The organism is Sphaerisporangium sp. B11E5 (genome assembly GCF_039871875.1).
GTDB lineage: Bacteria > Actinomycetota > Actinomycetes > Streptosporangiales > Streptosporangiaceae > Sphaerisporangium.
In genome coordinates, this window is sequence record NZ_JBDPMD010000014.1 from 25,489 (window position 1) to 51,917 (window position 26,429).

Here is a 26,429-nt window from a genome sequence, read left to right on the forward strand (position 1 = left end):
CTTCACGCAGGCGGGGCACCCTTGGCGTTTCCGGGGTCCCGGGATCAGGTGATCCCGGGGGCGTCGGTGGTTTCGAGAAAGCAGGGTGTCCCGTTCCGGGCTCCTCGGAGTTCGAGAACTCCCGGGGTCACGTTCGGGGGCGCCGGGGGGCTTGGAGCGCCGTCCGATCAGGTGATCACGGTGGGGGCCACCGGGGTGTCGCCGCCCCAGATGTTCTCGTCCTCGGTCAGCCACGTGGTGCGTTCGCGTTCGCGGTCGCCGTCGCCGGGGGAGGCGCCCATGGGCATGAACGGCATGCCGCCCATGGGGGTGCCCGCGGCGGCCCGGCCGGCCAGGGCGGCTTGGCCGCCCGCTCCCGCGGCGCCGGCGCCGTAACCCGTCCCGCCGCCCAGAGGGCCGGTACCGAACGGACCACTTCCCAGGGGGCCCGTGCCCAGAGGGGTGGTGCCGGCCGGAGGCAGGGCAGTGGGAGGGGTGGCCGGGACACCGGGCGGGTTCGGGACGCCGGGGGTGCCGGTCGGCAGGGTGGTGGCGTTCGGCGGGGCCACCGCGGGCGGGTTGACGCCGGCCAGGCCGGTGCTGCGCGGGTCGTTCGGGTCCAGGCCGGTGCCGCCGGGGGGCACGGCCGGGCCGGTGCCGCCGGAGCCGTCGCCCGGGAGGCCGGTGCCGGGAAGCCCGGAACCGCCGCCGGAGCCTGAGCCGCCCGCGCCGGGACCACCCACACCGGGGAGGCCGCCGCCGGTGCCGGGCACGCCGCCGGTGCCGCCGGGGATGACCCCGCCACCGCCGGGGTAACCGGTGCCGCCGAAGCCGGGGACGCCCCCCGAGCCGCCGAAACCGGAGCCGCCGCCGTAACCGCCACCGCCGCCGTAACCGCCGCCGCCACCTCCGTGGCCACCACCGCCGCCGGGGTACTCCACGGGGATCACCGGGGGAGTGGTGGGCGGCCCCGGGGCAGGCAGGACCATCGTGACGTGCGGGGGAAGCGACTGGTAGACGGCCGAGATGCGCTGGTTGATGCGCTCCAGGTGCTCCCGGGCCTTGTCGTTGTCGCTCTTGGTCTCCCCGGTGACGGCACCCTCGATGATGGTGATCGGGGAGATCGTCTTCCAGTTCTCCCCGATGTCGTCGTCCCAGGTGAACCAGCCGCTGGTCGGCAGGTTGGCCTTGGCCTCGCGCAGCTCGGCGGCGTAGTCGTTGTGCGCCGCCCCCACCTCGCGCGACCGGTACGCCAGCTCCCGCGCCGTGGCGTGCAGCATCTGCAGCGCCTTCTGCGCCTCCTCGGACGACTTGTCCTTCCAGTGCCCGGCCATCGAGCCGGCCACGGACTCCAGGAGGTGGTAGGTGTCCTCCAGCATGCCGGCCGCCCGGATGTAGGCGTCCCCGGCGGTGGCCAGCCAGTCCGGGTCGGTGTTCTCGATCTTGGCGCGCACGCTCTCGACGCCGCCGTACGTGCTGGGGTCCCCGTGCGGCGCCGCGGTGCCCGCCTTGATGGCCTGTATCTCGCTAATCCGCCCCATGCCCACCCATCCCGGCTACGTCAGGTCCGGCATGCCGACATCACTGGCGTGCTCGGCCTTCCCGATGTTCTGGAAGGCCGCCTCGATCACCGCGATGGCGGCCTCGTACTGCGCGACCAGCTTGTCGTAGCCGGTCGTGATCGCCGTGTGGCCCTGGTCGAAGACCACGCCGAGCTGCTGCGCCGCGTCCCACTCCCCGACGTGGGAGGTGGTCACCTTGCCGTACGCCCGCAGGTGCTGCACCGTGCCGGCCTGCACCCCTTTGAGGCGCTCCACGTCCTCCCGCAGCGCCCTCAGCAGGTTGCGCACCGAGGGGTGGTGCACGTCGACCCCGTCGCCCACCTTGATGCCCGGCCACTGGGGGTCGAGCTGCCAGCCGTCGTACGCGAACCCGCTGCTGCCGTTCTCGCCCATAAACGTTTCCCTATGCCGCCCGCCCCGTCGTCGGTGCGCGCCGGGACGGCCCGCCGTCCGTGCGCCGCGTCAGCGGCCGTCGAACATCGCGACGTTGGCCTTCTCCGTGAGGGAGAAGTTCTCGTGTCCCTGCTCGATCACCGCGCCGAGCTGGTTGAGCAGCGCCGCCATGCGGCCGGACGCGGCGTCCCACTGCGCGCGGGCGGCCCAGTAGGCGTTGCGCGCCTCGCCGTCCCACTCGCCGAGCAGGCGGTCCAGCTCGGTCTCCAGCTGCTGGAGCGTGCCTTCCATCGCCTGCCACTGGCGGGCGAAGTCCTGGCGCCCGGTGGCCATGCTGCCGAAGTTGACGAGCGTACGGTCGACGTCGTTGTTGATCGCCATGATGGTCTCCGTCGGTCGTGGGCTCAGGCGTTGATGTCCGCGGCGAGCCGGGTCGCGGCGCCGGCCTGCTCGGCCTCGGTCTTCCGGTACTGCGACTCCACCACGTGCAGCTTCCTGGCGAGTTCGCCGAGTTCGCGCAGCACGACCCCGAGCTCGGTGTTCCACGCGTTGTACACCGACTCGAACGCCATGCCGGACTGCCCGCCCCAGCCGGCCCGCAGGTCGGACACGTGCCCCTGGAGCTGGGACTGGATGCCGCCGATCAGCGTCTGGGCGTTCTCGGTCCGCTTCGCGGCCTCGACGATCTGGGGGAGATTGGCGGCGGTCTGTTGCTGTGCCATGGGATACCTCCATGTACGGCCTGTGCCGTTCACGCAGCGGCCGTCACCAGGAACGCGTCGTCGGCCCCCGCTTGATCACTGCCACACTAGGATCAATCCCCACATGGGGGACATGCGTCACATTACACATCAGTAACGGTTTTGTGCCTCTGTAGCGAGCCCCATCACTTGCACCTCACTGGACCTGCAGAGACGGCGTCCCCCCGGCGGGCACGGGCACCCGCGCCGCCGCCGGGTCGAGCGCCGGGCCCTCGGGAATCAGGTGCAGCAGGTGCGCGGGCACCGGCGTCACGTGCGCGGCGTCGTACCCGAGCATGCCGAGCACGTCGGCGGACGCCAGCGCGAACCGGCGCCCCTGGTCGGTGATCAGCGAGTGGTCCCGTACCGCCTGCAACTGGCCCTCGCCGGGCAGCAGCCCGGCCAGCGCCGCGGCACCCGGGGGCAGCAGCACCTGGTCCACGTGGTCAGGGTCCGCGCCCGCGCCGGGTGGCGGCGGCATCGCGACGCGGCCGCCGACGGTGAGGCTCGCCCGGGTGGAGCCCTTCTCGGTGTCGGCGTACACCGCGCACAGCGGGGCCGCCGGGTCGGGCGTCTCGATCTTCGGCATCGTGGGCGGCAGTCCTTCCGCGGCGGCCGACGTGCGGGACTGCGGGAAGGCGTTGGCCCTCGCCGCGTCCACCTCCAGGGGGCGCATGCGGCCCCGGCCGTACGCGGCCTGGCTCGCCGGGTCCTGCAGCAGCAGGGTGGCCTGGGTCTGCGAGATCGGGGCGAGGCCGTCGCGCAGCAGGACGTACCACCGGGCGTCCCCGCCGGTCACCGCGGGGACCGTGTAGACGCGGCCCACCGCGGACGGCAGGCCGTCCGGGCCGCGCATGCGGTGGCCCCGGCCGGTGATCCGGGGGCCCGCGAAGTCCGGGCCGATCGGCAGGGCGTTCAGCCACGACGCAGGCACCTGCCGCGGCCGGTCCGCGGTCAGGGCGCGCACCCCCGTTTCGCTGACCCGCATGCGGCGGTTCGCGAAGATCACCCACGACTGCTGCCCGTCGTCGGCGATCATGGCGCCCGCGCCGAAGGGCCGGCCGCCGACCGCCATGCCGCCCACCAGCGTGACGTACGGCCGCCGCGTCCCGCCCGAGCCGATCGCCTCGGCCACGCAGGCCGACCACGGACCCCGCACCAGCTTGTCCGGCGCGGGCAGCGACTCGGGGGCACCCGGGATGCCCACCAGCGTGCCCCGGGCGAAGCCCGCCAGCGACGCCGAGGACACCGTGCGCACGGTCACGTCGTTGGTGCCGAGCAGCAGGCGGGCCGAGGTGTAGTTGGCGACCGGGATCAGCCGCGCCTCGGGTTTGCTGTAGACGTACGTGGCCCCCGTGCCCTCCTCGACGATGAGCGTGCCCGGCTCGGTGAGCGCGGTGGCCCCGCCCGGCCGCAGCAACCCCCAGATGCCGAACGCGGCCGTCACCAGGACCGCCACCAGCACACCGCAGAACATCGCCACGTTGTGCCGCCGCATCGGCGACTCGGGGACGTCCGGCTCGCCCTGCAGAAGCGCCATGCCGAGGCGCTGCGTCATCAGGCGGTGCGCCTGGTAGAGATCACGACGGGTCTGCATGCCACCCTCCCCGCGTCGCCGGCCGCGGCCTCCGGCGCGTGCCCGACAGCATAGAAGCGGCATTCCACCCATGACGCCCGGATCGTCGGGTCAATTGAGCGGCCCTGGTGTGGGTAGTGTGGTGTGAGCCTCGATGGAGACGCGGTCTGGAGGCGGCGATGAACGGACGAGGAGCAACCGAGACGCTGCTGCACGACGACCCCACCGCACCGGCCACGACGGCCGGCGCGCCGACCCCGCGAACACCTGTCACCGCGGCCCCCGGCCTCGCCGGCCCGCGCCCCCTTGCGGCCTCCGGCCCCGGCGGCTCGCGGTTCCCCCGGCCGCCTCGCATGAGCGTGCCGCCCACCCCGAACCCGGACCTCCCAGGTCAGCCCGACCCGGACGCACCGCCGATCCCCGACCCGGACCTGCCGGGCCGGCCGGACCCGACCGTGCCGCCGGTGCCGAACCCCGACCTGCCGGGCCACCCCGACCCGGCGGTGCCGCCGGTGCCGAACCCGGATCTGCCGGGTTTCCCTGACTCGGCGGTGCCGCCGGTGCCGAACCCGGATCTGCCGGGCCACCCCGACCCGGCGGTGCCACCGGTGCCGAACCCGGACCTGCCGGGCCGTCCCGACCCGGCGGTGCCGCCGGCGCCGAATCCCGACGTGCCGGGCCACCCTGACCCGGTGGTGCCGCCGGTGCCGAACCCGGGTCGGCCCATCCCGCCGAGCCCCGGCCCTCCTGTGCCGCCGGGTCCCTCGCGGCCCTCCGGGCCTGACATCCCGGGGCCGCCGGAGCCGTTGCCGCCGCCGGACGTGCCCGGGCCGCCGGATCCGTCGCGGCCGCCGGTGCCGCCGCCGGACGTTCCTGGGCCGCCCGATCCGTCACAGCCGCCGGTGCCCCCGCCGGACATCCCGGGGCCGCCGGATCCGTCCCGGCCGCCGGTGCCTCCGCCGGACGTCCCCGGCGCCTGAGCGCCGATCCCGCCCACCCCCTGGCGCGGTCCTCAGGCCGCTGAGTGAAGGCCGGTGTCCGACGAGATGCCACAACCCGCACCGGGCGGTCCCGCCCCGGATCCGATCAGAAGGCGCCGATCCTGGGGCCGGTTCTTCGGGAGGACGCTCGAGGCGCGGACCGGGGTGATCGCGGCCGCCACAGGCGTGCTCGGGTTGCTGGTGGCGGTCGTGGCATGGCTGGTCCCGTCACCGGGGCCCGGGGAAGGCACGAAGGGCGTCGTCCCGGCGGGGTTTCTCGGGACGTGGCGCGGCACGATGGTGATGCAGATCGCGGATCCGTGGTCGCCGAAGCCGGCGAGCGGGATCGACGACATCACGATCCGGCAGGCCGCCGTGGGGGAGGTCGTCGCGGAGCAGCGTGCCGTGGACTGGCCCGGGGGCGTCGGCTGCTCGCGTTCCTGGAAGCTGACCGAGGTGGGCGAGAGCCGCATCGAGCTGGCGGCGGGCAGCACCTCCGTCCCGGACGACCTGCCGTCCGGGATGACCTGCCTGGCGGATCTCACCATGACCGTGCGGCTCACCGGCGAGGGGACGATCACGGTCGTGGCCGGGTACCACGCGGTCGGCACGGTGACGACCGCGTTCACCGGCAGCCTGAAAAGGCAGGGCTGAGCCGGCACGGGGCCAGGCGGCGGAAGGGGCCGCGCCGTCAGGGGTCCAGGCGGCGGCGGAGGGTGTCGAGGCGGGCCGTCATCTCTTCGTCGGTGCGGCCGGGGGGTTCGTTGGGTGGGGACGGCGGCGGGGTGCCGGGGGAGCCGAACACCTCGCTCATCAGGGCCGCGGCTCTGGCGCGCAGGTCGTCGGCCGCCGCGGCGATCACCTGCTTGATCAGCTCGGCCAGGTCGCCCGAGGAGAGTTCCATGGCGCGCGGGTCGATCCGCAGGTCGCGCAGCCCGTCCTGGGTGTACTCGGCGCGGACGAGCCCGTTCTCGTCGCGGGCGACGCCGGTCACGGCGCCGGTGCGCCGCTGGAGCTCCTCCAGGCGTGCGAACTGTTCCTGCGTACCGCGCAGCAGCTTCTCGGCGTCTATGTGGGCGAAGTCACCGAAGTCCATCACGCGAACCAACCTCCGTCGCCTCGCACGCACCTTACCGCCGCAGAACCCCCAAGTCCGTATGAACAGTGATCATCCCCCAAGTTGCCGATGAGCCTGGCATAGATGAATAAATCAGGCAGGCCGCCCACCCCGGCCGCACCCCTGGTAGACATCCATCTCGTCACGCCGATCACGGAGGGCGGGGGAATGGGCCAGGAGCGGTACGTCACCTCGGCGGCCATCGAGGGCATCGTCAAGGAGATCGACGAGGACGTGCTGCCTGCCATCCGCCGCATGCGCGAACTGATCGACACCACGACCGTGCCGTTCCCGGGCTGGGGTGCCATCGGCGAGGTGCTGGTCGGCGTGCCGTACGGCCGGGTGCAGGACGACGTGCGCGAGAAGTTCGCCGAGGCCGAGGCGGTGCTGGAGGCCTGGGCCGAGCGCCTGGAGATCGCACGCCGCAACTGGCGCACCGCCGAGGAGCAGTCCACCGTCGTCTACGTCTGACCGGGGCCGCGCGGCGTCCGAGCCGGGCGACGGCGCCCGTGAAAAGGAGACAGCCATGCCACCCGGTCCCTTCGGGCCGTCACCCGCCACCGCGGCGGGCAGCGCGGCGGCCGTGCTGCGCGACCTGCGCCAGGCGGCGCTGCTGTCACGCCCGCTGGTCACCGGGGTCGCGATGGCCGCCACCGCCGTCGCCAACGTGCCGGGCATGGCGGAGGCCTACAACAACTGGGAGTCCCTGCACTCCCGGCTGGACACCGCGAACAAGACCTACATCCGCAACCTGGGCGAGGCGGGCAAGGACGGCTGGATCGCCGCGGACCGCGACGCGTTCGCCGACGCCGTGGAGCGCTACCAGGAGGCCGTCGAAAGCCTGCGCGCCTACGTGAAGACCGTCGCGGGCATCGTGGACGAGCTCGGCGACGCCTACCGCGCCTACTGGCTCGCCCTGGCCCGCGTCGCCGCCGTGCTCCTGTTCGGGGTCGCCATCGCGGCCGCGATGCTCGCCACGCCGTACGCCGCGGCCGGGTATGCCCGGCTGCAGATGCTCGGGCTGCTGGCCAACAGCGTCATCGCCACGGCGACAGGCATGCTGGCGAAGGTCGTGTCCGCGGTCGCGGGCGGCATGTCGGTGTACTTCGCCGGCAGGGCCTACGTCCAGATGTTCGACCTCCAGCCCACCCGCGAGGCCAAGGTGGACTTCAGGAAGGCCGTCATCGTCGCGGACGGGCTGCCGCCGTTCCAGGAGGCCGCGGGGCCGGGCCGGCTGCCCCCGTCGTCCGGGTTCGAGTGGCGTGAGCCCACCAAGGCGACCCCGCGGACCTACCAGCCCTGACCGGCGAAGGAGTCGTCCTGTGTTCGACCCCGAACGGCTGCGGCCGGAGGACTTCGCGCGTGTCGCCGAGCAGAGCATGGCGTCGGTGCGGCGCCTCGGCGACGCGATCGGCGCGCTCGCCGGACTGAAGGGCGAGGGCGCGGCGGGCGGCGGCCTGGTCAGTGCCGTCGTGGACGCGGGCGGGCGGCTGGAGCACGTCACGCTGGACCCCAGGGCGCTGCGGCTGGACAGCCGTTCCCTGGCCGACGCGGTCACCGAGGCCGTGCGTGCCGCCCAGGACGACGCCCGTGTGCGGGGCGAGGCCGTGCTCGGCGGGGCGGCCGACGTGCCCGCCCTGGACGGCATGCTGGCCTGGCTGGAGGAGACGGCCCGGTCCATGGGGGACCTCGCCGATCAGCCGGCCAGGCCGCGGACCCAGGAGTAGACGTCCAGCACGGCCAGCGTCAGCGGGAACAGGGCCATGATCAGGGTGAACTCCAGCACGTCCCCGGCGCGGCCCCAGAACGGGGTCGGGCGCTCGGTGGACAGGTACAGGCCCATGCTCGCGGCCACCGCGCCGGCCACCAGCAGCGCGGGGGCGATCAGCAGCGCCGCGTCCTTGCCCACCAGGGCCACCGAGACCAGGAAGAACACCAGCCCGGCCGTCCCGGCGCCGATCAGCCACAGCCGCTGGCCGACGCCGAGGAACACCCGGGCGCGTACCAGCAGCGCGAGGGCCAGCACCACGTGCGTGGCCCGCGCGGCCCAGCCGTCCGCGCCGAGCAGCAGCGCCTCGCCGGCGAGCGCCACCAGGGCGACGCCCGCGGCGAGGCCAGTGGCGAAGCGCTCGGCCTCCACGGCGCGCCGCTTCACGTCCGGGCCGTCGAGCTCCTGGGTCTCCGCGCGCAGTTCCTCGGCGTTGCGGGGGGCGGCGGGCAGCGGCAGGCGGGCCAGCCTGAACGACAACGCGGGGACCAGTGGCGTGCAGGCGAGCAGGACGGTGGCGACGGCCGCCGCGACGCCGGGCACCGGGGCGTCCCACACCATCACCGTGGCGGCGCCGGCCGCGCCCGCCAGTGAGGCGATGACGACGCCGAAGTAGTTCGGCAGGCCCTCGGCGATCGCCCACCCGGCGACGGTGGCGGCGAGCGCGGTCATGGCGAACCCGGCGAGCACGCTCGGCGCGCCGAACCACAGCAGGCCGGCGTCGCGCGCCGGGGCGTACATGCCGGCGAGGAACGCGTACGGCAGCGCGGTGTACCCGACGGCGGCCCCGGCGCCCGCGTCCCCGACCGCCCGGGACAACGCGGCGCCCGCGCCGACCAGCAGCAGCGCGGCCACCCCGGTGACGACCGCCGTCAGCCGCCACGGCGGCCCCGCCACGGTCAGCGCGACCGCGCCCGCGAGCAGGAACGCGATCGCCGCCCCGAGCCCCGTCGCCCGCGTGTGCCTGGCCTGCCACCGGCCGGCCCGTTCCTTGATCCCGGTCGCGATGGTGTCCGCCACGTCGTCGAACACTGCCTCGGGCAGTTCCGACGGCCGCGGCAGCAGGTACAGCACCTCGCCGTCCCGCACCCCGAGCGCCCCGAGGCCCGCGTCGAAGTCCAGCGGCCGCCCGCCGACCCGTTGCAGCACCCATCCGCTCGACACGAACGCCGGATCGTCCCCCGTTTCCCCGGCGGCCCCCAGCATGCCCGGCAGCACATGCGCCAGCGGCAGGTCCGACGGTATGGCCAGATCGACCCTCTTGCGCGGCGTGACGATCGTCACCCGCGTCATCGCCACCGCCGCCCCCGGCGCCCGCAACACCGCCACCGGCACCCCACCGTTCCCTCCGCCCCCGTACCCGGCCGGCACCTGTGCGGGGGGCACCTGCGCGGCCGACACCTGCGCGGGCGGCATTGGGGCGGGCGGTACCTGCGCGGGCGGCACTTGCGCAGGCGGCACTTGCGCAGGCGGCACCTGCGCAGGCAGCATCGGGGCGGCTGACATCGGGGTGGGCGGCATCGGAGCGGGCGGCCCTTGAGCAGGCGGCATCTGAGCGGCTTGCACGTGTGCAGGATTCATGTGCACTGGTTGCGTGTGCATGGGGTCGCCGGCCGGTACGGCGGGGCCCACCGGCCAGGCCGGCGCGGCCGGCACGCTGGGCCTGCCCGGACCGCCGGGACCGGCCGCGTGCGACGGGGCCGATCCACCGGCTGCGTACTGGACGGCCGCACCGCCGGTCGTGTACTCGGGAGCCGCGCCGCCGGTCGCGAACGGGGCGGCCGCACCGCCGGTCCCGTGTGGGGCGATCGCACCGCCGGTTGCGTACTCGGGAGCCGCGCCGCCGGTCGCGAACGGGGCGGCCGCACCGCCGGCCCCGTGCTGGGTGGCCGCACCGCCGGTCCCGTATGGGGCGGCCGGGCCGCCGGTCGTGTACTCGGGAGCCGCACCACCCGTCCCGTACTGGGCGGCCGATCCCTCCGGAAGTCCTATGACGCCGGGAACACCCGTTCCGTGTGGGGTCCCGGGGCCGCCGTGGCTCCCCGGGGTGTCCGGGCCGCCCGAGGTGCCCGGGCCGCCGGGGGAGGGCGGGGGGCCGAAGGGGGGGTCGGGGGTCATGACGGCTCCACTCGGGTCACGCGGAATACCGTAGCGGGCGGGGGGAGCGGGGTGAGGTGACATGTGTGGGTTTCTAGGGATACGGGGGTTGTGTGAGATTCCTCCGGAGAGAGGGGTGGGGGATTCGCTACGGTGGGCGGGTCGGCATGCGGGTGGCCCCGGGGCGGGCCGGTCCTAGGGGAGTGGCGTGGGCATAGTCGTGGTGCGGCGGCCCGAGCGACGGCCGCCGCCCGCGCCGCCGCGGGGGGAGATCCTGCTGGAGTCGCCGCCGGAGATCCCCGAGACGACGTCCGCGGGGTTCACGCAGGTGCTCACCTTCATGCCGATGGCGGCGGGCGGGGCCGCGATGGCGCTGATGTTCACCGGGGGCGGGGCGGGCAGCCCCATCATGTACGTCGCGGGGGGCATGTTCGCGCTGTCCATGGTCGGCATGAGCCTCAGCCAGATGGGCCGGGCCGCCGGTGAGCGCAAGATGCGGCTCAACGGGCTGCGCCGCGACTACTTCCGCTACCTCTCCCAGACCCGCAAAAAGGTACGCAAGGCGGCCCGCCAGCAGCGCGAGGCCCTGACCTGGAACGGCCCGGACCCCGCCGCCCTGTGGTCGGTCGTGATGGGGCCGCGCCTGTGGGAGCGCCGGCCGAGGGACGGCGACTTCGCCACCGTCAGGGTCGGCACCGGCACGCAGCGGCTCGCCGTCCAGCTCGTCCCGCCGGACTCCAAGCCGGTCGAGGACCTGGACGCCATGTCCGCGGGTGCCCTGCGCCGCTTCGTGCGCACCCACTCCACCGTGGCGGACCTGCCGATCGCCATGGCCCTCCACTCGTTCGCCCGCATCGTGCCCACCGGCGACGCGGCGGCCGTCCGCGACCTCACCCGCGCCCTCGTCTGCCAGCTCACCGCGTTCCACTCCCCGGACGACATGCGCGTCGCCGTGTGCGCCGGCAAGGACTGGATGTCGCAGTGGGACTGGGTGAAGTGGCTCCCGCACGCCCTGCACCCCGAGGAGACCGACGCCGCGGGCCCGGTGCGCCTCATGTCCGAGGACCTGCGCGACCTCGACCGCCTGCTCGGCACCGAGCTGAAGGACCGCGGCCGGTTCCGCCCCGGCCCTTCCCCTGAGTCGCTGCCGTACCACGTGGTGATCCTGGACGGCGGGTACGTCCCGCAGGACTCGCCGCTCGGCGCGGACGCCATCCAGGGCGTCACGCTCATCGACCTCAGCGGCTCGGCGTCCCCCGCCGAGGAGGACCTCACCCTGCGTCTCGAGGTGCTGCCCGACCGCTTCAACCGCGTCCAGCTCGACCACGCGGGCAAGGAGGTCGTCACCGGCCTCGGCCGCCCCGACCGGGTGTCCTACCTCCAGGCGGACGGCCTGGCCCGCCAGCTCGCGCCGCTGCGCGCCTCCCCCGCCAAGGGCGGCGAGGGCCAGGACGTGCTGGCCACCGACATGACCCTCACCGACCTGCTGGGCGTGCCCGACCCGCGGCGCCTGGACGTCCCGGCGTTGTGGCGTCCCCGGGCCCCTCGCAACCGCCTCCGGGTGCCGATCGGGCTCGGCGCCGACGGCCGGGTCGTGGAGCTGGACATCAAGGAGTCGGCGCAGGGCGGCATGGGGCCGCACGGGCTGATCATCGGGGCCACCGGGTCCGGCAAGAGCGAGCTGCTGCGCACGCTGGTGCTCGGCCTCGCCACCACCCACTCCTCCGAGATCCTCAACTTCGTGCTCGTCGACTTCAAGGGCGGCGCCACGTTCCTCGGCCTGGAGACCCTGCCGCACGTCTCCGCGGTGATCACCAACCTGGAGGACGAGCTCCCCCTGGTGGACCGCATGTACGACGCCCTGCACGGCGAGATGGTGCGCCGGCAGGAGCTGCTGCGCGCCGCCGGCAACTACGCCTCGCTGCGCGACTACGAGCGCGCCAGGGAACAGGGCGCCGACCTGCGGCCGCTGCCCACGCTCTTCGTGGTGCTGGACGAGTTCAGCGAGCTGCTGTCGGCCAAGCCCGAGTTCATCGACCTGTTCGTGATGATCGGGCGCCTCGGCCGCTCCCTCGGCGTGCACCTGCTGCTGGCCTCCCAGCGGCTGGAGGAGGGGCGGCTGCGCGGCCTGGACACCCACCTGTCGTACCGGGTCGGCCTGCGTACGTTCTCGGCGATGGAGAGCCGGGTGGTGCTCGGCGCCGCCGACGCCTACGAGCTGCCGTCCGCACCCGGCAACGGGTACCTGAAGTTCGACACCAGCGGCATGACCCGCTTCAAGGCCGCGTACGTCTCCGGGCCGTTCGCCCCCGAGACCCGCAGGGAACGCCGCGCCGCCCCCGAGCGGCGGCAGGTCGTCGCGTACGGCCCCGCGTACGTCCCGGTGCCGGTCACCCCGGGGCCGGTCGAGCCGGAGCCCGCGGCCGCGGTGACCGGCAGGGACAGCCTGCTCGACATCATGGTGCGGCAGTTCGGCGGGTACGGCCCGCCCGCGCACCGCATCTGGCTGCCGCCGCTGGCCGAGCCGCTGACGCTGAGCCACCTGCTGCCGCCGCTCAGCATCACCCCCGAGCACGGCCTCACCACCGCCGGGTGGGCGGGCCGCGGCAAGCTGCGCGCGGTGCTCGGCGTGGTGGACCGGCCGTTCGAGCAGCGGCGCGACCCGCTCGGGGTGGATCTGTCCGGCGCGGCCGGGCACCTCGCCGTCGCCGGTGCGCCGCAGAGCGGCAAGAGCACCGTGCTGCGCACGCTCATCACCGGGCTCGCGCTGACCCACACCCCGCAGGAGGTGCAGTTCTACTGCCTGGACTTCGGCGGCGGCACGCTCGCTTCCCTGGAGGGGCTGCCGCACGTCGGCGGCGTCGCCAACCGCCTGGACGCCGACCGGGTGCGCCGCACCGTCGCCGAGGTGACCGGGCTGCTGCGGCGGCGGGAGCGGGAGTTCGCCGAGCGGGGCGTGGACTCGTTCGCCGCTTACCGGCGCCAGGTCGCCGACGGTACGATGCCCGGCGACGGGTACGGCGACGTGTTCCTCGTGGTGGACGGCTGGCTCACCGTGCGGCAGGAGTTCGACTCGCTGGAGCCGACCATCACCGACCTCGCGGCCCGGGGGCTCGGGTACGGCGTCCACGTCGTCGCCGCCACCAACAAGTGGTCGGAGTTCCGCCCCGGCATCCGCGACCTGTTCGGCTCACGGCTCGAACTGCGGCTCGGCGACGCCTACGAGTCCGAGGTGAACCGCAAGGCGGCGCTCGCCGTGCCGGAAGGGGTGCCGGGGCGAGGCCTCACCCGGGACGGGCACCACTTCCTCAGCGCGCTGCCCCGCATCGACGGGGTACGGCAGGCCGACGACCTCAGCGTCGGCGTGCGGGCCCTGGTGGACGGCGTGCGCGAGGCGTGGCAGGGCGCGCCGGCGCCACGGGTGCGCCTGCTGCCCGCCGTCCTGCCCGCCGACGCGCTGCCCGGCCCGGAGCAGACGGGGGCGCGCATCCCCATCGGCATCGACGAGGCCACCCTGTCGCCTGTGCTGGCCGACTTCGACACCGACCCGCACCTCACCGTCATCGGCGACACCGAGAGCGGCAAGTCGAACCTGCTGCGGCTGGTCGCCGAGGCCGTCGTGGCCCGGCACGCCCCCGCGCAGGCACGCCTGGTCGTCATCGACTACCGCCGCTCCCTGCTGGACGCCGCCTACACCGAGCACCGCATCGGCTACGCCGCCTCCAGCACCACCGCCGCCGAAATGGTCGCCGAAGCCCGCGAGGCCCTGGTCAAACGCCTGCCTCCCGCCGACCTCACCCCCGACCAGTTGCGCTCCCGCACCTGGTGGAAGGGCGCCGACCTGTACTTCGTGGTGGACGACTACGACCTGGTGGCCACCGGCACCAACCCCCTGGCGCCGCTGCTCGACCTCCTTCCCCAAGCCCGCGACATCGGCCTCCACCTGGTGTTGTCCCGCGCGATGGGCGGCGCCGGCCGCGGCATGTTCGACCCCGTCATGCAGCGCCTGAAGGACATGGCCAGCCCGGCCGTGATCCTCTCCGGCGACCGCGACGAGGGCGTCCTGTTCGGCGTCCGCCCGCACGCCCTTCCCCCCGGCCGCGCCTACTACGTGGACCGCCGCTACGGCTCCCGCCTCGTCCAGACCGCCTTCCTGCCCCCGGAGGCCCCGGCGGAGCGCTGACACCGCTCCCGGCGTCAGGCGCGGTGCTGGGGGTGGGCGGCGACGAAGTCGTCCAGGGACTCCTGGAAGAAGGCGATGGCTTCCGCTATGCCTTCGCGGGTGAACCACTCGGGGTCGTCGTGGCGGGCGGTGCGGCCCATCTCCGTCCAGAAGGTCTCGGCGGGGATCTCGTCGGCTTCGTCCGGCAGGAACTTCGCGACCTCGGCGGCGGCGTCGCGGGCGGACTCCCAGCCGAGCACGACCCCCTGGTAGCGGGTGGTGTCGGTGGGGTCCTTCGCGAAGAGGAGGTCGTCGCGGAGGGCTTGGCGGGCGTAGCCGCCGCTGATCACACGCCACTGGCCGGGGTCGATGATCTCGGAGGGGCCGTGGCCGAAGCGGATGCCTTCGCGGCGGGCGGCGAACTCGGTGTGGTACGGGACCACGACGGCGAGGCGGAGGGGCAGGCCCATCTCCCCGCCGTCGAAGCGCACCGTCCAGGCCTCCCGGCCTTCGGTGAGCGTGGTGTGGGCGTCGTAGTCCTTGAACGTGGCGGCGCTCTCGTCGTCGTCCTCCGTGCGCAGGCCGACGGCCGTGACCTCGATGTACAGGTAAGCCTCCACCAGTGTCCTGGCCAGGGGCAAGGTCATGCGGCCCTCCTTCGCGCGCTCGGTGCCGACACTATCCGGCCACGAGGGCGGTCAGCGTCGCTCCCCCAGGTCGCGGTAGGTGTCGCGGACCACGAGCAGGCGGTCCACCTGGAAACGGCCCGGTTCCGCGGCCCGCACCCTGCGGCCGCGGTCGGACCAGAACGCCTCGTCCGGTACGCGGTCGGCTCCCGGCGGGATGAACTTCACGACCTCCTCGACGGCCGCGGTGGCGATGGCCAGTGCCTGCCGGGCGGCCGGCGGGTCGTGCGGCGGCACGTCGCCCGCGGTCAGGTCGGCCACCCAGAGCCACTCCCCGGCGTCCAGCAATCGTGACGGCTCCGGGCCGCCGAACACCGGGAAACCGGCCGCGACCACCTCGCGTCGCGGGACCCCGAACTCGTACCGGCGGGCCGCCCCGCAGCCGGGGCACGTCCCGGAGTACCGCGTGGCGGCCACTCCGTCCGTCACCACCAGTGCGTCCTCCCACGTGACGTCCACCGACCCGCATGCCGCGCACGGATGCAGGTCGAGGTACAGGTGCGCCTCGTCCCTGGTCCTCGCCACCGGAAGCACCATCACTCCTCACCTCGTTCCACGCCGCCCGCCGGGACCGCGGCCGGCCTGCCGCCGTTCGCCGGCTCGCCTCCCCGGCGTCCGCAGCGGCACAGGCCCTCCGGCGGGCACTCGCAGTCCTCCTCGTCCGGCGGGATCCAGCCGGTGGTGTTCGCCAGTTTCCGCATACGGTTCCAGAACTCGTCCCTGGACTCGCCGGGCCGTCCTCCGGTGCCGCCCGCGCCTGGGGGAGGCGTACCCGGCGGGCCCGCGGGGGGTGGGGCGGGCCGCTGATCGGGGTTGAGAAGGGTGCCCATGCCGGGCCGCGCGGCCGGGGACGCGCCAGGGGCGGCCCACGGCGGGGACGGCGGGGTGTGGCCCCGTGCGGTGATGACACGGGCCAGCCCTTCGAGCTGCCGCCGCAGCTCCGCCCGTCCCTCCGGCGCGGCCTCGGCCCACCGCCGCGACAGGTACCGGTACTCGTCCGCCCGCGCCGCCACGCAGGCGTCCTCGGCGGCCTCCTGAGCGCCCGCCGTCAACGACCACCGGATCACCCCCTGGCGCGGCTGAGCACCGGTCGCGGTCCCTTCCCCCGGTGCGGCACCGGGGGCGGCGCTCTGTCCGGGAGCGGCGCTCTGCGTGGGGGTGGCGCTCTGTCCGGGGGCGGCGCTCTGTGCGGGGGTGGTGCTCTGTGCGGGGGTGGTGCTCTGTGTGGGGGCGGCGCCCTGCTGAGGTGCGGGGAGTGTACGGATGGAGTGGCCGACCTCGTGGAGCATCGCGCGGGTGACCTGGTCGGCGGGGACGCGGGGGTCGAGCTTCATCAGGTGCGGGTCCGCGGCGGTGCCCGAGGCGCGTTCGGTCCTGGCCATCAGGTCGCCGGGGAGTTCCTCCACCACGGGGCGGTAGTGCTGCGGGGGCAGGCCGCGGACGTCCACCCGCAGCAGCGGGTCGCCGTCCGCCCAGGACGAGCCCGTGTACCCGCCGCCGATGTCCGACGGGCCCACCTCCGACCACGCGGCGCGCATCTCCGGCTCGGACACGGGGCCGGCCTCGGGGGGCCGGCTCCGCACGAAACCGGACCCGGGGTCCTCGGGGGCCGTGGTGCCGGTGCCGCCCATCGTGGAGCCGGTGATCTGGCCGGGGCCGGGGCCCCACAACACGGTCGGGAACACCGGCTCAGGCGCACGCGGCACCGGCGCGCCGAGGGCCGCCAGCTCCGCGCGCACCCGGTCGGCGAAGCTCGGCTCCCCGGCGGCCGGTGGGCGGTTGAACAGTTCGCGCAGGTCCACGTCGGCCGCGCGGGCGGCCGACCACAGCTCGGGAGGCAGGGTGGCGAAGGCCGCGGCGAACCCGCCGTCCGGGTCCTCGGCGGTCAGGGTGCCGTCCGGGCCGGCGAGGTAGCCGCGCACCTGGCCGCGTTCCTCCACGCCGATCCACACAGGGGTGCGCAGCTCACGCGCCAGCATCCGCGCCCACGTCAGCGGCAGCGGCAGGTCCACCGGGGCGGACGAGGTCACCAGCGACACCGGGCCACCTCCGGCCGCCCGCCGCCGCACCTCGCGGGCGACGGCCCGGGACACCTCCTCCACGCCGGCGGACGGCGACGGGCCCAGCGTCCGGCCGGCGGCGTCGAGGACCTCGTCCAGGACGTGCGGCGGTGCCGGGTGGGTGGCCGGGCGGCGCCAGGGGAGCCGCCGCGCGGGGCGGTCCTCGCCGAAGTCCCAGCCGGGGGAGGGGGCGGGGGTGGCCTCCAGACGGCGCAGCATCTCGTCGTACTCGGCGGCGGGCATCATGAGGTACGCGGTCCCGGTGACCGGCAGCGGCAGCGCGGCGCGGTGGCCGGGCCGTTCCGCGCCGCTCCGGCGGACGGTGCGGCGTTCGAAGGCCACGTCGAAGTCCACCCGGAAGGCCGCCGTGACGGTCGAGCCCTTGAGGAACAGGCTCGTCTCGTTGCGGTTCCCCCCGCTGGACGACGCCCGGTCCCCGGACTGCTCGCCCGCCGAGAAGCTCTCACCGGTGCCGGCCGCGTCCTGCCCGAGGCCGCCGTTGACGCCGAGGGGAAGCATGCGCCCGCGGTCCACCGCCGACTCGTACCTGCGCTCCTGCCGGTCCACCCGCCCGAGCTCCACGTCCCCGCGCGGCCCGATGACCAGGCGCGGCTCCGACGGCCGGGCCCGCACCCACACGTCCACCACCTCGTCGTACGTGCCGGGCACGGGCAGGCGCAGCACATGATGGCCCTCGGGGTCGGTCATCAGCCGGAAGTTCGCCGTGCGGGCCATCGGCGCGAGCTCCTGCCCCACCGTCACCCAGTGTTCGCGCACCCCCTCAGGGCCGAGCAGGTCGGCCCCGGCCAGCCGCTCCCGCACGGCGTCGATCAGGGACTCGGCGCGCGTGCTCTCGGTGAAGTACGTCTCGGGCAGCGGCGCCGGCCGCGGGTCCGGGACCCGGTACGGCTCGGCCGGGGCCCGTTCCGCCGGGACGGTCAGGCCGTCCGGCACCAGCCGCACCGCCCGCCCGGTCAGCGTGAACTCCACCGGCTGCGTGGACGCGGGCACCGGGGGCGGCAGTGAGCGCAGGCGCCGGTTCGCCGCGTCCAGGACCTCGGTGACGCGGGCCGTGGCGGCGTGCAGAGGGCGGGTCAGCCTGGTCGCGGGCCGGGTCGGCGGCAGGGACTCGCGGGACACCTCGACGCGCACCGTCACGTCGTGGCTGACCCGGTCGGCGCCGTCGAACGACGCGGCCCGCTGCAGCAGGGTGCGCTGCACGGTACCGGCCGCCGACCGTGTGTGGCCCCGGTCGGTGCCCACCCCGGCGTTCGCCGCGTGCCCGCCTCCGGAGGCGTCACCTGCCGCCCCGAACCCGCCCGACCGGCTCGACGACGCGGACCGGCCACGCAGCCGGTAGGCGTACTGCTGGGAGATGTGCACCACTTCGTCGTTCTTGCCCTCCAGCAGCGTGGTGCCCTCACCCATCTCCACCCGCACGGTGATCCGCACCTGGTCGGTGCGGTGCGGCCCGACCCGCACCGGCAGCTCCCACTCGAACCCGTGGGACGCCGCCATGTCGTCGATCTTGCCCCACCAGTTCTCGCCGGCCAGGTCGCCGAACATCGCCCGCCACAACACCGGGTCGCTGCCCGCCGCCTCGGGCACCACCGCCGCGACACCCGCCATCACCGCGTCGAACGGCTCCATCGGCTGCCCGTCCGGCCCGGTCAGGTCCACCGTCTCGAACGTCGTCAGGCCCATCGCGTCCCGGAACTGCGCGGGCAGCGCCACCTCACGTCTCGGCCGCTGCCGGGCCGGGTCCAGCATGTCGGCGAGGTCCCTGCTCGGCGCGGACGGCGAGTCGATGCGGTCCGCCATCATGGTGAACAGCGTCTCGGCGGTGTGCCCGGCCACCAGCGGGCCGACCGGGGTGCCCGCCTTCAGGGCCGCCTCACGCTCGGCGACGTACCGCCGCGCCACCCGCACCGCCATCGCCGGGTCCAGCCGCAGGTCGCCGTTCAGGTAGCGCTGCACCGCGTCGGCCACCTGGTGCAGCGGCAGCGACATCTCGCTCCGCCCGTACAGCAGCAGGGCGTCGCGTTCCGGCAGCGCGTACAGGACCGTGGCGGGCAGCGTCACCCGCTGCGGCCGGGACGAACCGGCCTCCTGCCCGGTGACCACGATGTCGGCGGTCATCAGGTAGTGGTTCTTGCGGCCGGTCTCGATGGTGAGCTGTTCGCGACCGGACGTCGTGGCGTGCGTCGACGCGTGCGAGGAGCCGCCGGACACCCCGCCGTTGACGCCGGCACCGCCGCCCGTGCCGTCCGCGGCGCGCTGCCCGAGGCCGGTGGACGCGTTCGCGCCGGCGCCGCGCTGCGTGCTGAGCGTGGTGGAGCTGCCGCCGAGCGCCAGGATGATCTCGCCGGTCACCAGGTCCCCGTCGCCGACGAACGTCGACTCCTTCGGCACCACGTCGATGGTCAGCGTCGCCCGTGTCTGCCCGGCGGCCCTCGGGCGGATCACGACCTCGGTGCGGTGCCCCGAGTACAGCCCCGCGGGGTTGGAGATCAGGTTGCGCACGTTGGCGAAGGCGGCCACGTGGTGGAACGCCGCCGTGTCGCTCCGTGCGCTCGACGGCAGCACGCTCATGACGGCGGGGATCAGGTCTCCCGCGTCCATGTGCAGCAGCGTCGAGCGGCGCAGCATGTCCATGGTGGTGGGCTGGGTGTCCGGCGCCGGGTCCGTGGAACGGCGCCGCAGCAGGTCGGCGGGCACCAGCAGCCGTGCCGGTACGGGGGCCGCACCGGGGGTGAGGAGCGGTTCGGCGCGGCCGTCGCGGCCGATGACGTCGATCGCCAGGTCGTAGCCCGTGGCGAACACCGCCGTCTGGCCGGTGCTCTCGATCAGCGTCACCGAGTTGAGGGTGTTGGACGCCGACCAGCCCGCGCCGCGGCCCCAGCTCCCCTGAGCGCTCGCCTCCGCGCCCGTCCACACCGTTCCCGTCGTACCGGGAGCGGGGCCGACGCCCACGCCGGCGCCGGCCGACGTACTGCGCGAGCGGCTGCGGGAACGGGTGGCGGTGCTGGAGCCGATGTTCAGGGAGACGTGCGGCTCGGCGGTGGTGACGCCCACGTAGCCGGCGTCCGGGGCGGCGGTCAGCCGCACCCGCACCGTGACGTGCTCCATGGACAGGCCGGGGCGCACCCGCTGCAGGTCGAAGAAGACGCCGTCCTGCGCCGCCTGGTCGATCCTCGTGCGCAGCGCGTTCGCCGACAACTGCTCGGCGACCTCCCGCATGTTGGTGAGCTGCGCCTCCCGCACCGCCGGCAGGGGGGACAGCCGCGGAATGCCGTCCGGCCGCAGCTCGGGCAGCAGGCCCATGCGGCGCAGCCGGCTCTCGGCCTCCTCCTGGCGGCGCTCCACCTCGGCCTGGTCCAGCTCCACCGTCACCGGGCCCGCGCCGCGCGGGGTGTCCTCGGCGGGGCGCAACCAGCCCGGGAGCACGCGGCGGCGGTCCTGCGGCGCGGCGTCCGTGGGGTCGTCCCGCAGCACCAGCGTGCCGTCCGGGTTGCGCAGGGGTACGCCGTTGCCGGTGCGTACGGCCCGCGCGTCCACCGGCCAGCCGTAGCGGGCGGCGTCCGGCTCGGGGGTCTGCACCAGGGCCGTGCCCCGGCCGTGCACCGGGAGGTGGGGCTCGCTGTGGCCCAGCGCCAGGTAGGTCACCTCGTGCGAGAGGACCAGCACGTGGGTGTTGCTGTGGCCCATCCAGCGGCGCACCATCGGCAGGATCGCCATGCCGCCCGAACTGAGGCCGTCCGAGCGGGACGTCGAACGCTGGACCGTGGCGAACGCCCTGGCCTTCAACGCCGCGAAGCCCTTCGCGCCCGGCGTGGCGTCGGAGCCGTCCTTGACGCCCGCGGTGACCGCGACGCCCGAGGAACGGGTCGCCGTGGCCGAGCCGCTCGCCCCGGAGAAGCCGACACCGAGCCACTCCTGGTGCTGCTTGGTGCTGGCGTTGCCCACCAGCACCGGTACCGACCGCACGGTGGTGCGCACCCGCAGGTATCCGACCGGCCGGCCGTCGTCGCTGATCACCCGCTGCAGGCCGTGCCTGCCCTCGACGGCCTCGTTCAGCCTCCCAGGAAGATCCTCGGTGAGCACCGCGTGGATCTGCGCCCTGGCGTCCGGCCCGAGGGTGATCTGCGGACGGCCGCCATTGCCGAGGGCGATCGCGGCCACCGTGTCGTCGGCCAAGGTGGTCAGGCCGTCCATGGCCAGCACGGCGTGACGGGGGAACCTGGCTCCTGGCTCTCTCCGCGGCAGGCGGAACTGCTTGGCGGGCGCGGCTTCGGTGTGGGCGTGCGAGATCCACAGGTCCAGCCCGGCCTTGTCGCCCGGCAAGCCTTCGGCGACCCGGCGCACCGGTGTCCACCGTCCCGCGTCCCGCCGCCCCGGCACACGCAGATCCACGTCGTACCCGGCCCGCAGCCGGTACATCGTGGCGTCCCCCCGGTTGTCGGTCACCTGCCCCGGCAGCACGAACTCCGCGGCACTGCCCGACGTCTGGCTGAGATGCCCCCGGCTCCACCGCCCGTTGAGCACCGCGTGCTTGGCGAGCTGACGCACCTGCGCCCACGCCGGATCCACCGCCGGCACCAGACGCGCGAGCGCCACCGGGTCCACCTTGAACGCCGACCCGAGGAACCGCGCCGTGGCCGCCGCCACCCACCCCCCACCCTGGGGAAGCCGCCCCACCATCATCTCCGAGGCCGCCATCCCCGGCTCCGCCACCTCGACCGGCTCCCCGGCCCGCAACCGCACCCTGAGCTCCGCCTCCCCGACCCTGAGCACCGCCCCGTCCCCCGAAGCCATCCGCCGGTACTCCGCCCGAAGCTCCCACATCAGATCCTCGGCCGTGAACCGCTGCGCCACCCCCGCCCGCTCCAGCAACGAGTTGACCTCCGCCGTCAACGCCCCCATGTGCGGCAACACCCCATGCGGCACCCCACCCACCAACACCTCCGCCACCGGCCGCACCCGCCCGACCGCCTCCCGATACCGCTCATACGCCTCCTCCACCACCCGCAGCGCATTCTCCAGCTCGACCGCGAAGGTGCCCCCCGCCTGCCCCGCGGCGTTCGGTGTGGTGGTGGCCTGGCCCGTGGTGGGCGCCGGTGAAGTGGCGGACGGCGTGGTGGCGACCTGAGACGCAGCGGCCGGTGTGGTGGTGGGAGCGGCCGGTGTGGGTGCGGCAGGCGTACCTGTGCTGAGGAGCGTGGCCAGGTCGGCGTAGGCGCGGTCCAGCTCGGCGGCGTGCCCGGCGGCCGTACGGTACGCCTTGGCGATGCGTTCGAACCGGTCGGCCGTCAGCCGCTCGTGCGCCCGGTCCGCCCGATGCCGCCGCCGGCGCTCACCGTGCCCCGCGTCCTGCGCCTTGGCGGCGTCCCGCGCGAGCTTCTTCGCCTTGTCCGCCCGCTTCCGCGCCTCGGCCGCCCGCCCCCGGTTGACCCCCGACCGCTCGTGCAGCCCCCGCTCCGCCGCCGCCAGCGTCTCCCGCACCCGTCCGACCCGCGCCACGACATCGGCCACTTCCCGCGCACGCGGGTCGCTCGGCGCACTCTGAGCCGGTACGGCGGCAGCCGCCGCTGGCATGAGAGAGGAAGCGGTGGTACGGACCCCCTCCCCGGCCCACGGAGGAACGGGCGCCACCTGCTCGTACGACTCCAGCGTCCGCGCGACCTGTTCCATCTCGCCCCGATAGCGCCCCCGCCCGTCAGCGTCCGCCGCCGCCCAAGCCGCCGCCAGATACCGATACTCGGCGTACCGCCCCTCGATGTACGAGTCGAACGCCCCCATCGCCGGCCCCAGCGGGTTCATCGCACCGAGAAACCGCCGCACGACCCCTTGCTCAGGTCGCGTCGCGCCCTGTGCGGGTCGTGTCGCGGCTTGTTCGGGTGGCGTCGTCCCTTGTTCGGGTTGTGTCGCGGCTTGTTCGGGTCGCGTCGTCCCTTGTTCGGGTCGTGTCGTGCCCTGTTCGGGTCGTGTCGCCTCCTGTGCGGGTCGTGTCGCGGCTTGTTCGGGTCGCGTCGTGCCCTGTTCAGGTCGTGTCGTGCCCTGTGCCGGTTGCGCTACGCCCTGGTCAGGTTGTGGGGGGCCCTGTCGGGGGCCGGTGGTGGTGCGCTCCTGTGCGGGGTCGGTGAGGGCGGCGATCTGGTGCGCGATCTCCTGGCGTTCCCGGTCCAGGGGACCCAGGAGGAGGGCGTCGGTGTCAGAGGGCTGGGGGGCGGGGGAGGTGCCGGCCTCGGAGGCGAGGAGCCGGGCGGGGTCCGTGAGGTCGTACGCGGCCACGCGGTCCCAGCGGTGACCGACGACGTCCTGGGCGACCGTGGCCGCAAGAGTGCCGGTGCCGGTGAAGGCGGTGGCGAAGTCACCGAGGGCGTTGAGCGCCCCCTCCATCGGAGGCCGATGCTCCGCGCGGGCGACGGCGGCCCCCAGCCACGCCGCCGCCTCGGCCCGTACCCGCTCCTCCGCGACACCATCCGCGACCCGCACCGCCAGACGCCTGCGCACCCTGTCCACCGCGTCCGCGGGCACCCGCGTCGTCCTGCCGTCGGCCCGGACGCGCACCGTCCCGTCCTGGAGCGGCAGCGCCCCAGGCGCCACCACCGGCAGCACCTCACTGACCGCGCTGTCCACGACCCGCACCACCTGCGGATCCACCACCGCGCCACCCCGAGCGACCAGGGCCCGCCCCGCGCCGGCCCCACGGTTTCCCCCCATGGCGCTTCCACCTGGGACATTCCCGCTCGTGGCAGTGCTGTCGGGGGCATTTCTCCCCGTGGCGCTGCCGTCCGGGACATTTCTGCCCGTGGGGTTGCCGTCCGGGGCGTTCCCGCTGGTGGGGACGGCACCCGGCGTCGCACCAGGGACGCCAGGGACGCCTGGCACGACGCCGGAGGGGTTCGCGGACACAGCTCCAGGTGGGGAGGACGCGGCCCCCGGCGGTGTGGCAGGTGCCGCCCCCGGCGGTGTGGCAGGCGCGGTTCCTGCCGGGTCACCGCCACCAGACGCGGCGGCGGGCGGTCCCACCGGGACGCCAGGAGCCGCGGTAGTGGGTGCACCACCAGCAGGCCCACTCCCCGTGGGAGCACCTCCCGTAGGAGAACTACCTACCGGAGCGCCTCCCGCGGGGGAGGACCCCACGGGGACGCCACTTGTGGGTGAACCGGCCGTGGGCGCGCCACCGGTTGGCGTACTGCCCGTCGGAGCCTCTCCGATCGGCGTGCTGCCGGTCGGCGTGCTGCCGGTCGGCGTGCCACCGATTGGCGTGCTGCCCGGTGGCGTGCTGCCAGTGGGGGCCCCGCCGGTCGGTGTGCTGCCGGTTGGCGTGGTGCCAGGTGGCGTGCTGCCAGTAGGTGCCCCGCTGATTGGCGTGGTGCCGGTCGGCGTGGTGCTAGTGGGGACGGTGCCACCTGGTTGCCCAGGGGCGGCGTTGGTGGGGTTGGGGCCGGTGGTGGAGCCGCTGGGGTCGCCTGCCGTTGACGTGCCGCTCGGCGCGTTCTCGGGAATGGGGGCAGCCGGAGGTGGCCCGCTGGCCGAGGGGTTCCCGATCGGGGCACTGGTCGTGGTGCCCCCCACGCCACCCGGGCCGCTGCCGGTGCCGCCACCTGTGCCGGTGCCGCCACCTGTGCCGGTGCCGCCACCCGTGCCGCCACCCGTGCTGCCACCCGTGCCGCCGCCTGTGCCGCCGCCCGTGCCTGTCGGGGCGGTGGTGGGCTGGCCGCTGGTTGTGGGGCCGCCTGTTGTGGAGGTGGGGGTGGATCCGGGGGGACGGCTGGCGGGGTCTCCTGTGGCGGGCGGGCCGCCTCCTGGGCCGCTCGATGTGGAGCCGCCGCCGGTGGGAGAGCTGCCGGTGGGAGCGGCGCCGGTGGGGCCTCCGCCGGTGGGGCCTCCGCCGGTGGGGCCTGTGGTGGTGGGGCCTGTGGTGGTGGGGCCTGTGGTGGTGGGGCCTGTGGTGGTGGGGCCTCCGCCGGTGGGGCCTGTGGTGGTGGGGCCTGTGGTGGTGGGGCCTGTGGTGGGTGTGGGGGGTTCGTTGGTGCTGGTTGGGGGGGTGCTGGGCTGGGAGGTTGTGGAGGGTGGGGGAGAGGTGGCGGTGGGGTGGTAGGCGTCGGCCGCGTTGGCGGTCGCGGTGGCGTTGGTGAGGGTGGTCAGGGGGTGGAGGGCGGCGGTGGCCACGTCGGGGTTGAAGGGGCTGATGGTGTTGGTGCGGCCGGCGCCGCCGAGGGCGGCGCCCAGGAGGGATTCTCCGGTGGGGAGGGACCATTGGCCGTAGACGAGGCCGTTGGCGAGGAAGCTGCCGCCGGGGGAGGCGGCCATGTTGTTCAGGCCGGTCTGGACGGCGCGGCCGGGGAAGCGGGCGAAGGCGTTGCCCACGCCGGGGGCGGTGCCTCCTGCGGTGGTGAGGGTGCGCAGGACGGGGATGCGGCCGGTGGCGCGGGACAGGGGGGAGGCCAGCTTTATCCCGATGACGGCGCCGCCGGCGGCGCCGATGGCGGCGGCGGTGGTCTTGCGCCAGTCCCAGGAGGTGCGGGTGCCCAGGCGCATCTGCTCGCGCTGGGTGTAGGCGTCGATGAAGACCTCTTCGCCGACCTCCTCGATGACCTCCCGGGCGAGGTGGCTGGCGAGGACCGTGCGGCCGAGGGTGGCGCGTCCGGCGGTCTGCGCGGCGAGCCGGGTGCCGAAGCTGCGGCCGGCGACGGCGGCGAGTCGTTGCAGGATGCGCCCGATGACCGTACGGGCGGTCGCCGCGATGGGGCCGAGGGCAGAGGTGCTGGCGCCGGCGGTGAAGAACGCCGCCACCACCGCGATGAACGCCGCGCTGACGGCCACCCAGAACGCCACGTTGATCGAGATCTTGGAGTACTGCGTCTCCTGCGCGAACGCGTTCGCCTGCTGCGCGTACGCGAGGTTCCGCACCCCGAGCGCGGGCACGCTGCTGCCCTCGGACTCCAGCAGCCGCCGCGCCTCGGCGAGGAACGCCGGCGTCGCGGGCACGTCCCAGCCGTTCAGCACCGCCACGCACGCCTCGACCACGGGCCCGGTGGCGTCGCACAGATCGGTCCCGAGGGCCTGGTGCGCCCGGGCGAGGTCCCACAGCCCGCTCTCGCTGGCCTCCGGCCAGCTCTGCCCGGAGACGATCAGCGAGATCAGCAGGTCGGCCCAGTCGGGAAGGCTCTCCCCCCACGCGGGGGTCACGTCGCTCATGGTGCCCGCGCCGGTGGCGATGGTCGGCAGGCCGCCGCCGCCGGTGGTGTCGGGGTCGACCGCCCCGTTCCCGCCCGGTGCCACGGTCACGCCCGCCCGGCC

General features: G+C 74.8%; 16 protein-coding genes. 6 read left to right on the forward strand and 10 right to left on the reverse strand.

What is annotated here, in order from left to right; genetic code table 11:
• Positions 1-167 precede the first annotated feature (167 nt).
• From ABGB17_RS15870 to eccB, 5 genes are all read right to left on the reverse strand, one after another.
• Complete coding sequence (locus ABGB17_RS15870) at positions 168-1,520, reverse strand: hypothetical protein (RefSeq protein WP_347630023.1); 1,353 nt, start codon at positions 1,518-1,520, stop codon at positions 168-170.
• Between the two features lie 15 nt (positions 1,521-1,535).
• On the reverse strand, positions 1,536-1,934 hold the full coding sequence (locus ABGB17_RS15875; protein WP_347630025.1) for a hypothetical protein: 399 nt from the start codon (positions 1,932-1,934) through the stop codon (positions 1,536-1,538).
• Positions 1,935-2,003: 69 nt separating this feature from the next.
• Positions 2,004-2,315: a WXG100 family type VII secretion target gene (locus ABGB17_RS15880; protein ID WP_347630027.1), complete on the reverse strand. Its 312-nt coding sequence runs from the start codon at positions 2,313-2,315 to the stop codon at positions 2,004-2,006.
• A gap of 23 nt (positions 2,316-2,338) precedes the next feature.
• A complete protein-coding gene (locus tag ABGB17_RS15885) occupies positions 2,339-2,656 on the reverse strand; it encodes a WXG100 family type VII secretion target (RefSeq protein ID WP_347630029.1) in 318 nt (105 codons plus the stop codon).
• A gap of 175 nt (positions 2,657-2,831) precedes the next feature.
• A complete protein-coding gene (gene eccB, locus ABGB17_RS15890; protein WP_347630031.1) occupies positions 2,832-4,271 on the reverse strand; it encodes a type VII secretion protein EccB in 1,440 nt (479 codons plus the stop codon).
• A 158-nt stretch (positions 4,272-4,429) separates the two neighbouring features.
• Here eccB and ABGB17_RS15895 point away from each other — a divergent pair, with 158 nt between their 5' ends.
• The gene (locus ABGB17_RS15895) at positions 4,430-5,230 is read left to right on the forward strand and encodes a hypothetical protein (protein ID WP_347630033.1); all 801 of its coding nucleotides are present in this window, start codon (positions 4,430-4,432) and stop codon (positions 5,228-5,230) included.
• A 165-nt stretch (positions 5,231-5,395) separates the two neighbouring features.
• Complete coding sequence (locus ABGB17_RS15900; protein WP_347630035.1) at positions 5,396-5,884, forward strand: hypothetical protein; 489 nt, start codon at positions 5,396-5,398, stop codon at positions 5,882-5,884.
• A gap of 37 nt (positions 5,885-5,921) precedes the next feature.
• On the opposite strand, the gene ABGB17_RS15905 is transcribed toward ABGB17_RS15900, so the two are convergent.
• Positions 5,922-6,326: a YbaB/EbfC family nucleoid-associated protein gene (locus tag ABGB17_RS15905; protein WP_347630233.1), complete on the reverse strand. Its 405-nt coding sequence runs from the start codon at positions 6,324-6,326 to the stop codon at positions 5,922-5,924.
• A 105-nt stretch (positions 6,327-6,431) separates the two neighbouring features.
• Here ABGB17_RS15905 and ABGB17_RS15910 point away from each other — a divergent pair, with 105 nt between their 5' ends.
• Genes ABGB17_RS15910 through ABGB17_RS15920 form a run of 3 tightly spaced genes read left to right on the forward strand, consistent with a single transcriptional unit; the run spans position 6,432 to position 8,074 of the window.
• Positions 6,432-6,818: a hypothetical protein gene (locus tag ABGB17_RS15910; RefSeq protein ID WP_347630037.1), complete on the forward strand. Its 387-nt coding sequence runs from the start codon at positions 6,432-6,434 to the stop codon at positions 6,816-6,818.
• Between the two features lie 55 nt (positions 6,819-6,873).
• On the forward strand, positions 6,874-7,650 hold the full coding sequence (locus ABGB17_RS15915) for a hypothetical protein (protein ID WP_347630039.1): 777 nt from the start codon (positions 6,874-6,876) through the stop codon (positions 7,648-7,650).
• A 19-nt stretch (positions 7,651-7,669) separates the two neighbouring features.
• On the forward strand, positions 7,670-8,074 hold the full coding sequence (locus tag ABGB17_RS15920; RefSeq protein ID WP_347630041.1) for a YbaB/EbfC family nucleoid-associated protein: 405 nt from the start codon (positions 7,670-7,672) through the stop codon (positions 8,072-8,074).
• On the opposite strand, the gene eccD is transcribed toward ABGB17_RS15920, so the two are convergent.
• Positions 8,044-9,531 carry a type VII secretion integral membrane protein EccD gene (eccD, locus tag ABGB17_RS15925; RefSeq protein ID WP_347630043.1) on the reverse strand — a complete coding sequence of 496 codons (1,488 nt, stop codon included), beginning with the start codon at positions 9,529-9,531 and terminating at the stop codon, positions 8,044-8,046. The genes ABGB17_RS15920 and eccD overlap by 31 nt on opposite strands.
• 889 nt (positions 9,532-10,420) lie before the next feature.
• On the opposite strand from eccD, the gene eccCa reads away from it, so the two are divergent.
• Entirely contained in the window at positions 10,421-14,395 is a 3,975-nt protein-coding gene (gene eccCa / locus ABGB17_RS15930) for a type VII secretion protein EccCa (protein WP_347630045.1), read from the forward strand.
• A 14-nt stretch (positions 14,396-14,409) separates the two neighbouring features.
• Here eccCa and ABGB17_RS15935 read toward each other — a convergent pair whose 3' ends face one another.
• From ABGB17_RS15935 to ABGB17_RS15945, 3 genes are read right to left on the reverse strand one after another with little or no spacing between them, the layout of a single operon-like run.
• A complete protein-coding gene (locus ABGB17_RS15935) occupies positions 14,410-15,021 on the reverse strand; it encodes a hypothetical protein (RefSeq protein WP_347630047.1) in 612 nt (203 codons plus the stop codon).
• Between the two features lie 51 nt (positions 15,022-15,072).
• Positions 15,073-15,597: a hypothetical protein gene (locus ABGB17_RS15940; RefSeq protein ID WP_347630049.1), complete on the reverse strand. Its 525-nt coding sequence runs from the start codon at positions 15,595-15,597 to the stop codon at positions 15,073-15,075.
• Positions 15,597-26,417 carry a hypothetical protein gene (locus tag ABGB17_RS15945; protein WP_347630051.1) on the reverse strand — a complete coding sequence of 3,607 codons (10,821 nt, stop codon included), beginning with the start codon at positions 26,415-26,417 and terminating at the stop codon, positions 15,597-15,599. Before ABGB17_RS15945 ends, ABGB17_RS15940 begins: the two co-directional genes overlap by 1 nt.
• Positions 26,418-26,429: the final 12 nt, after the last annotated feature.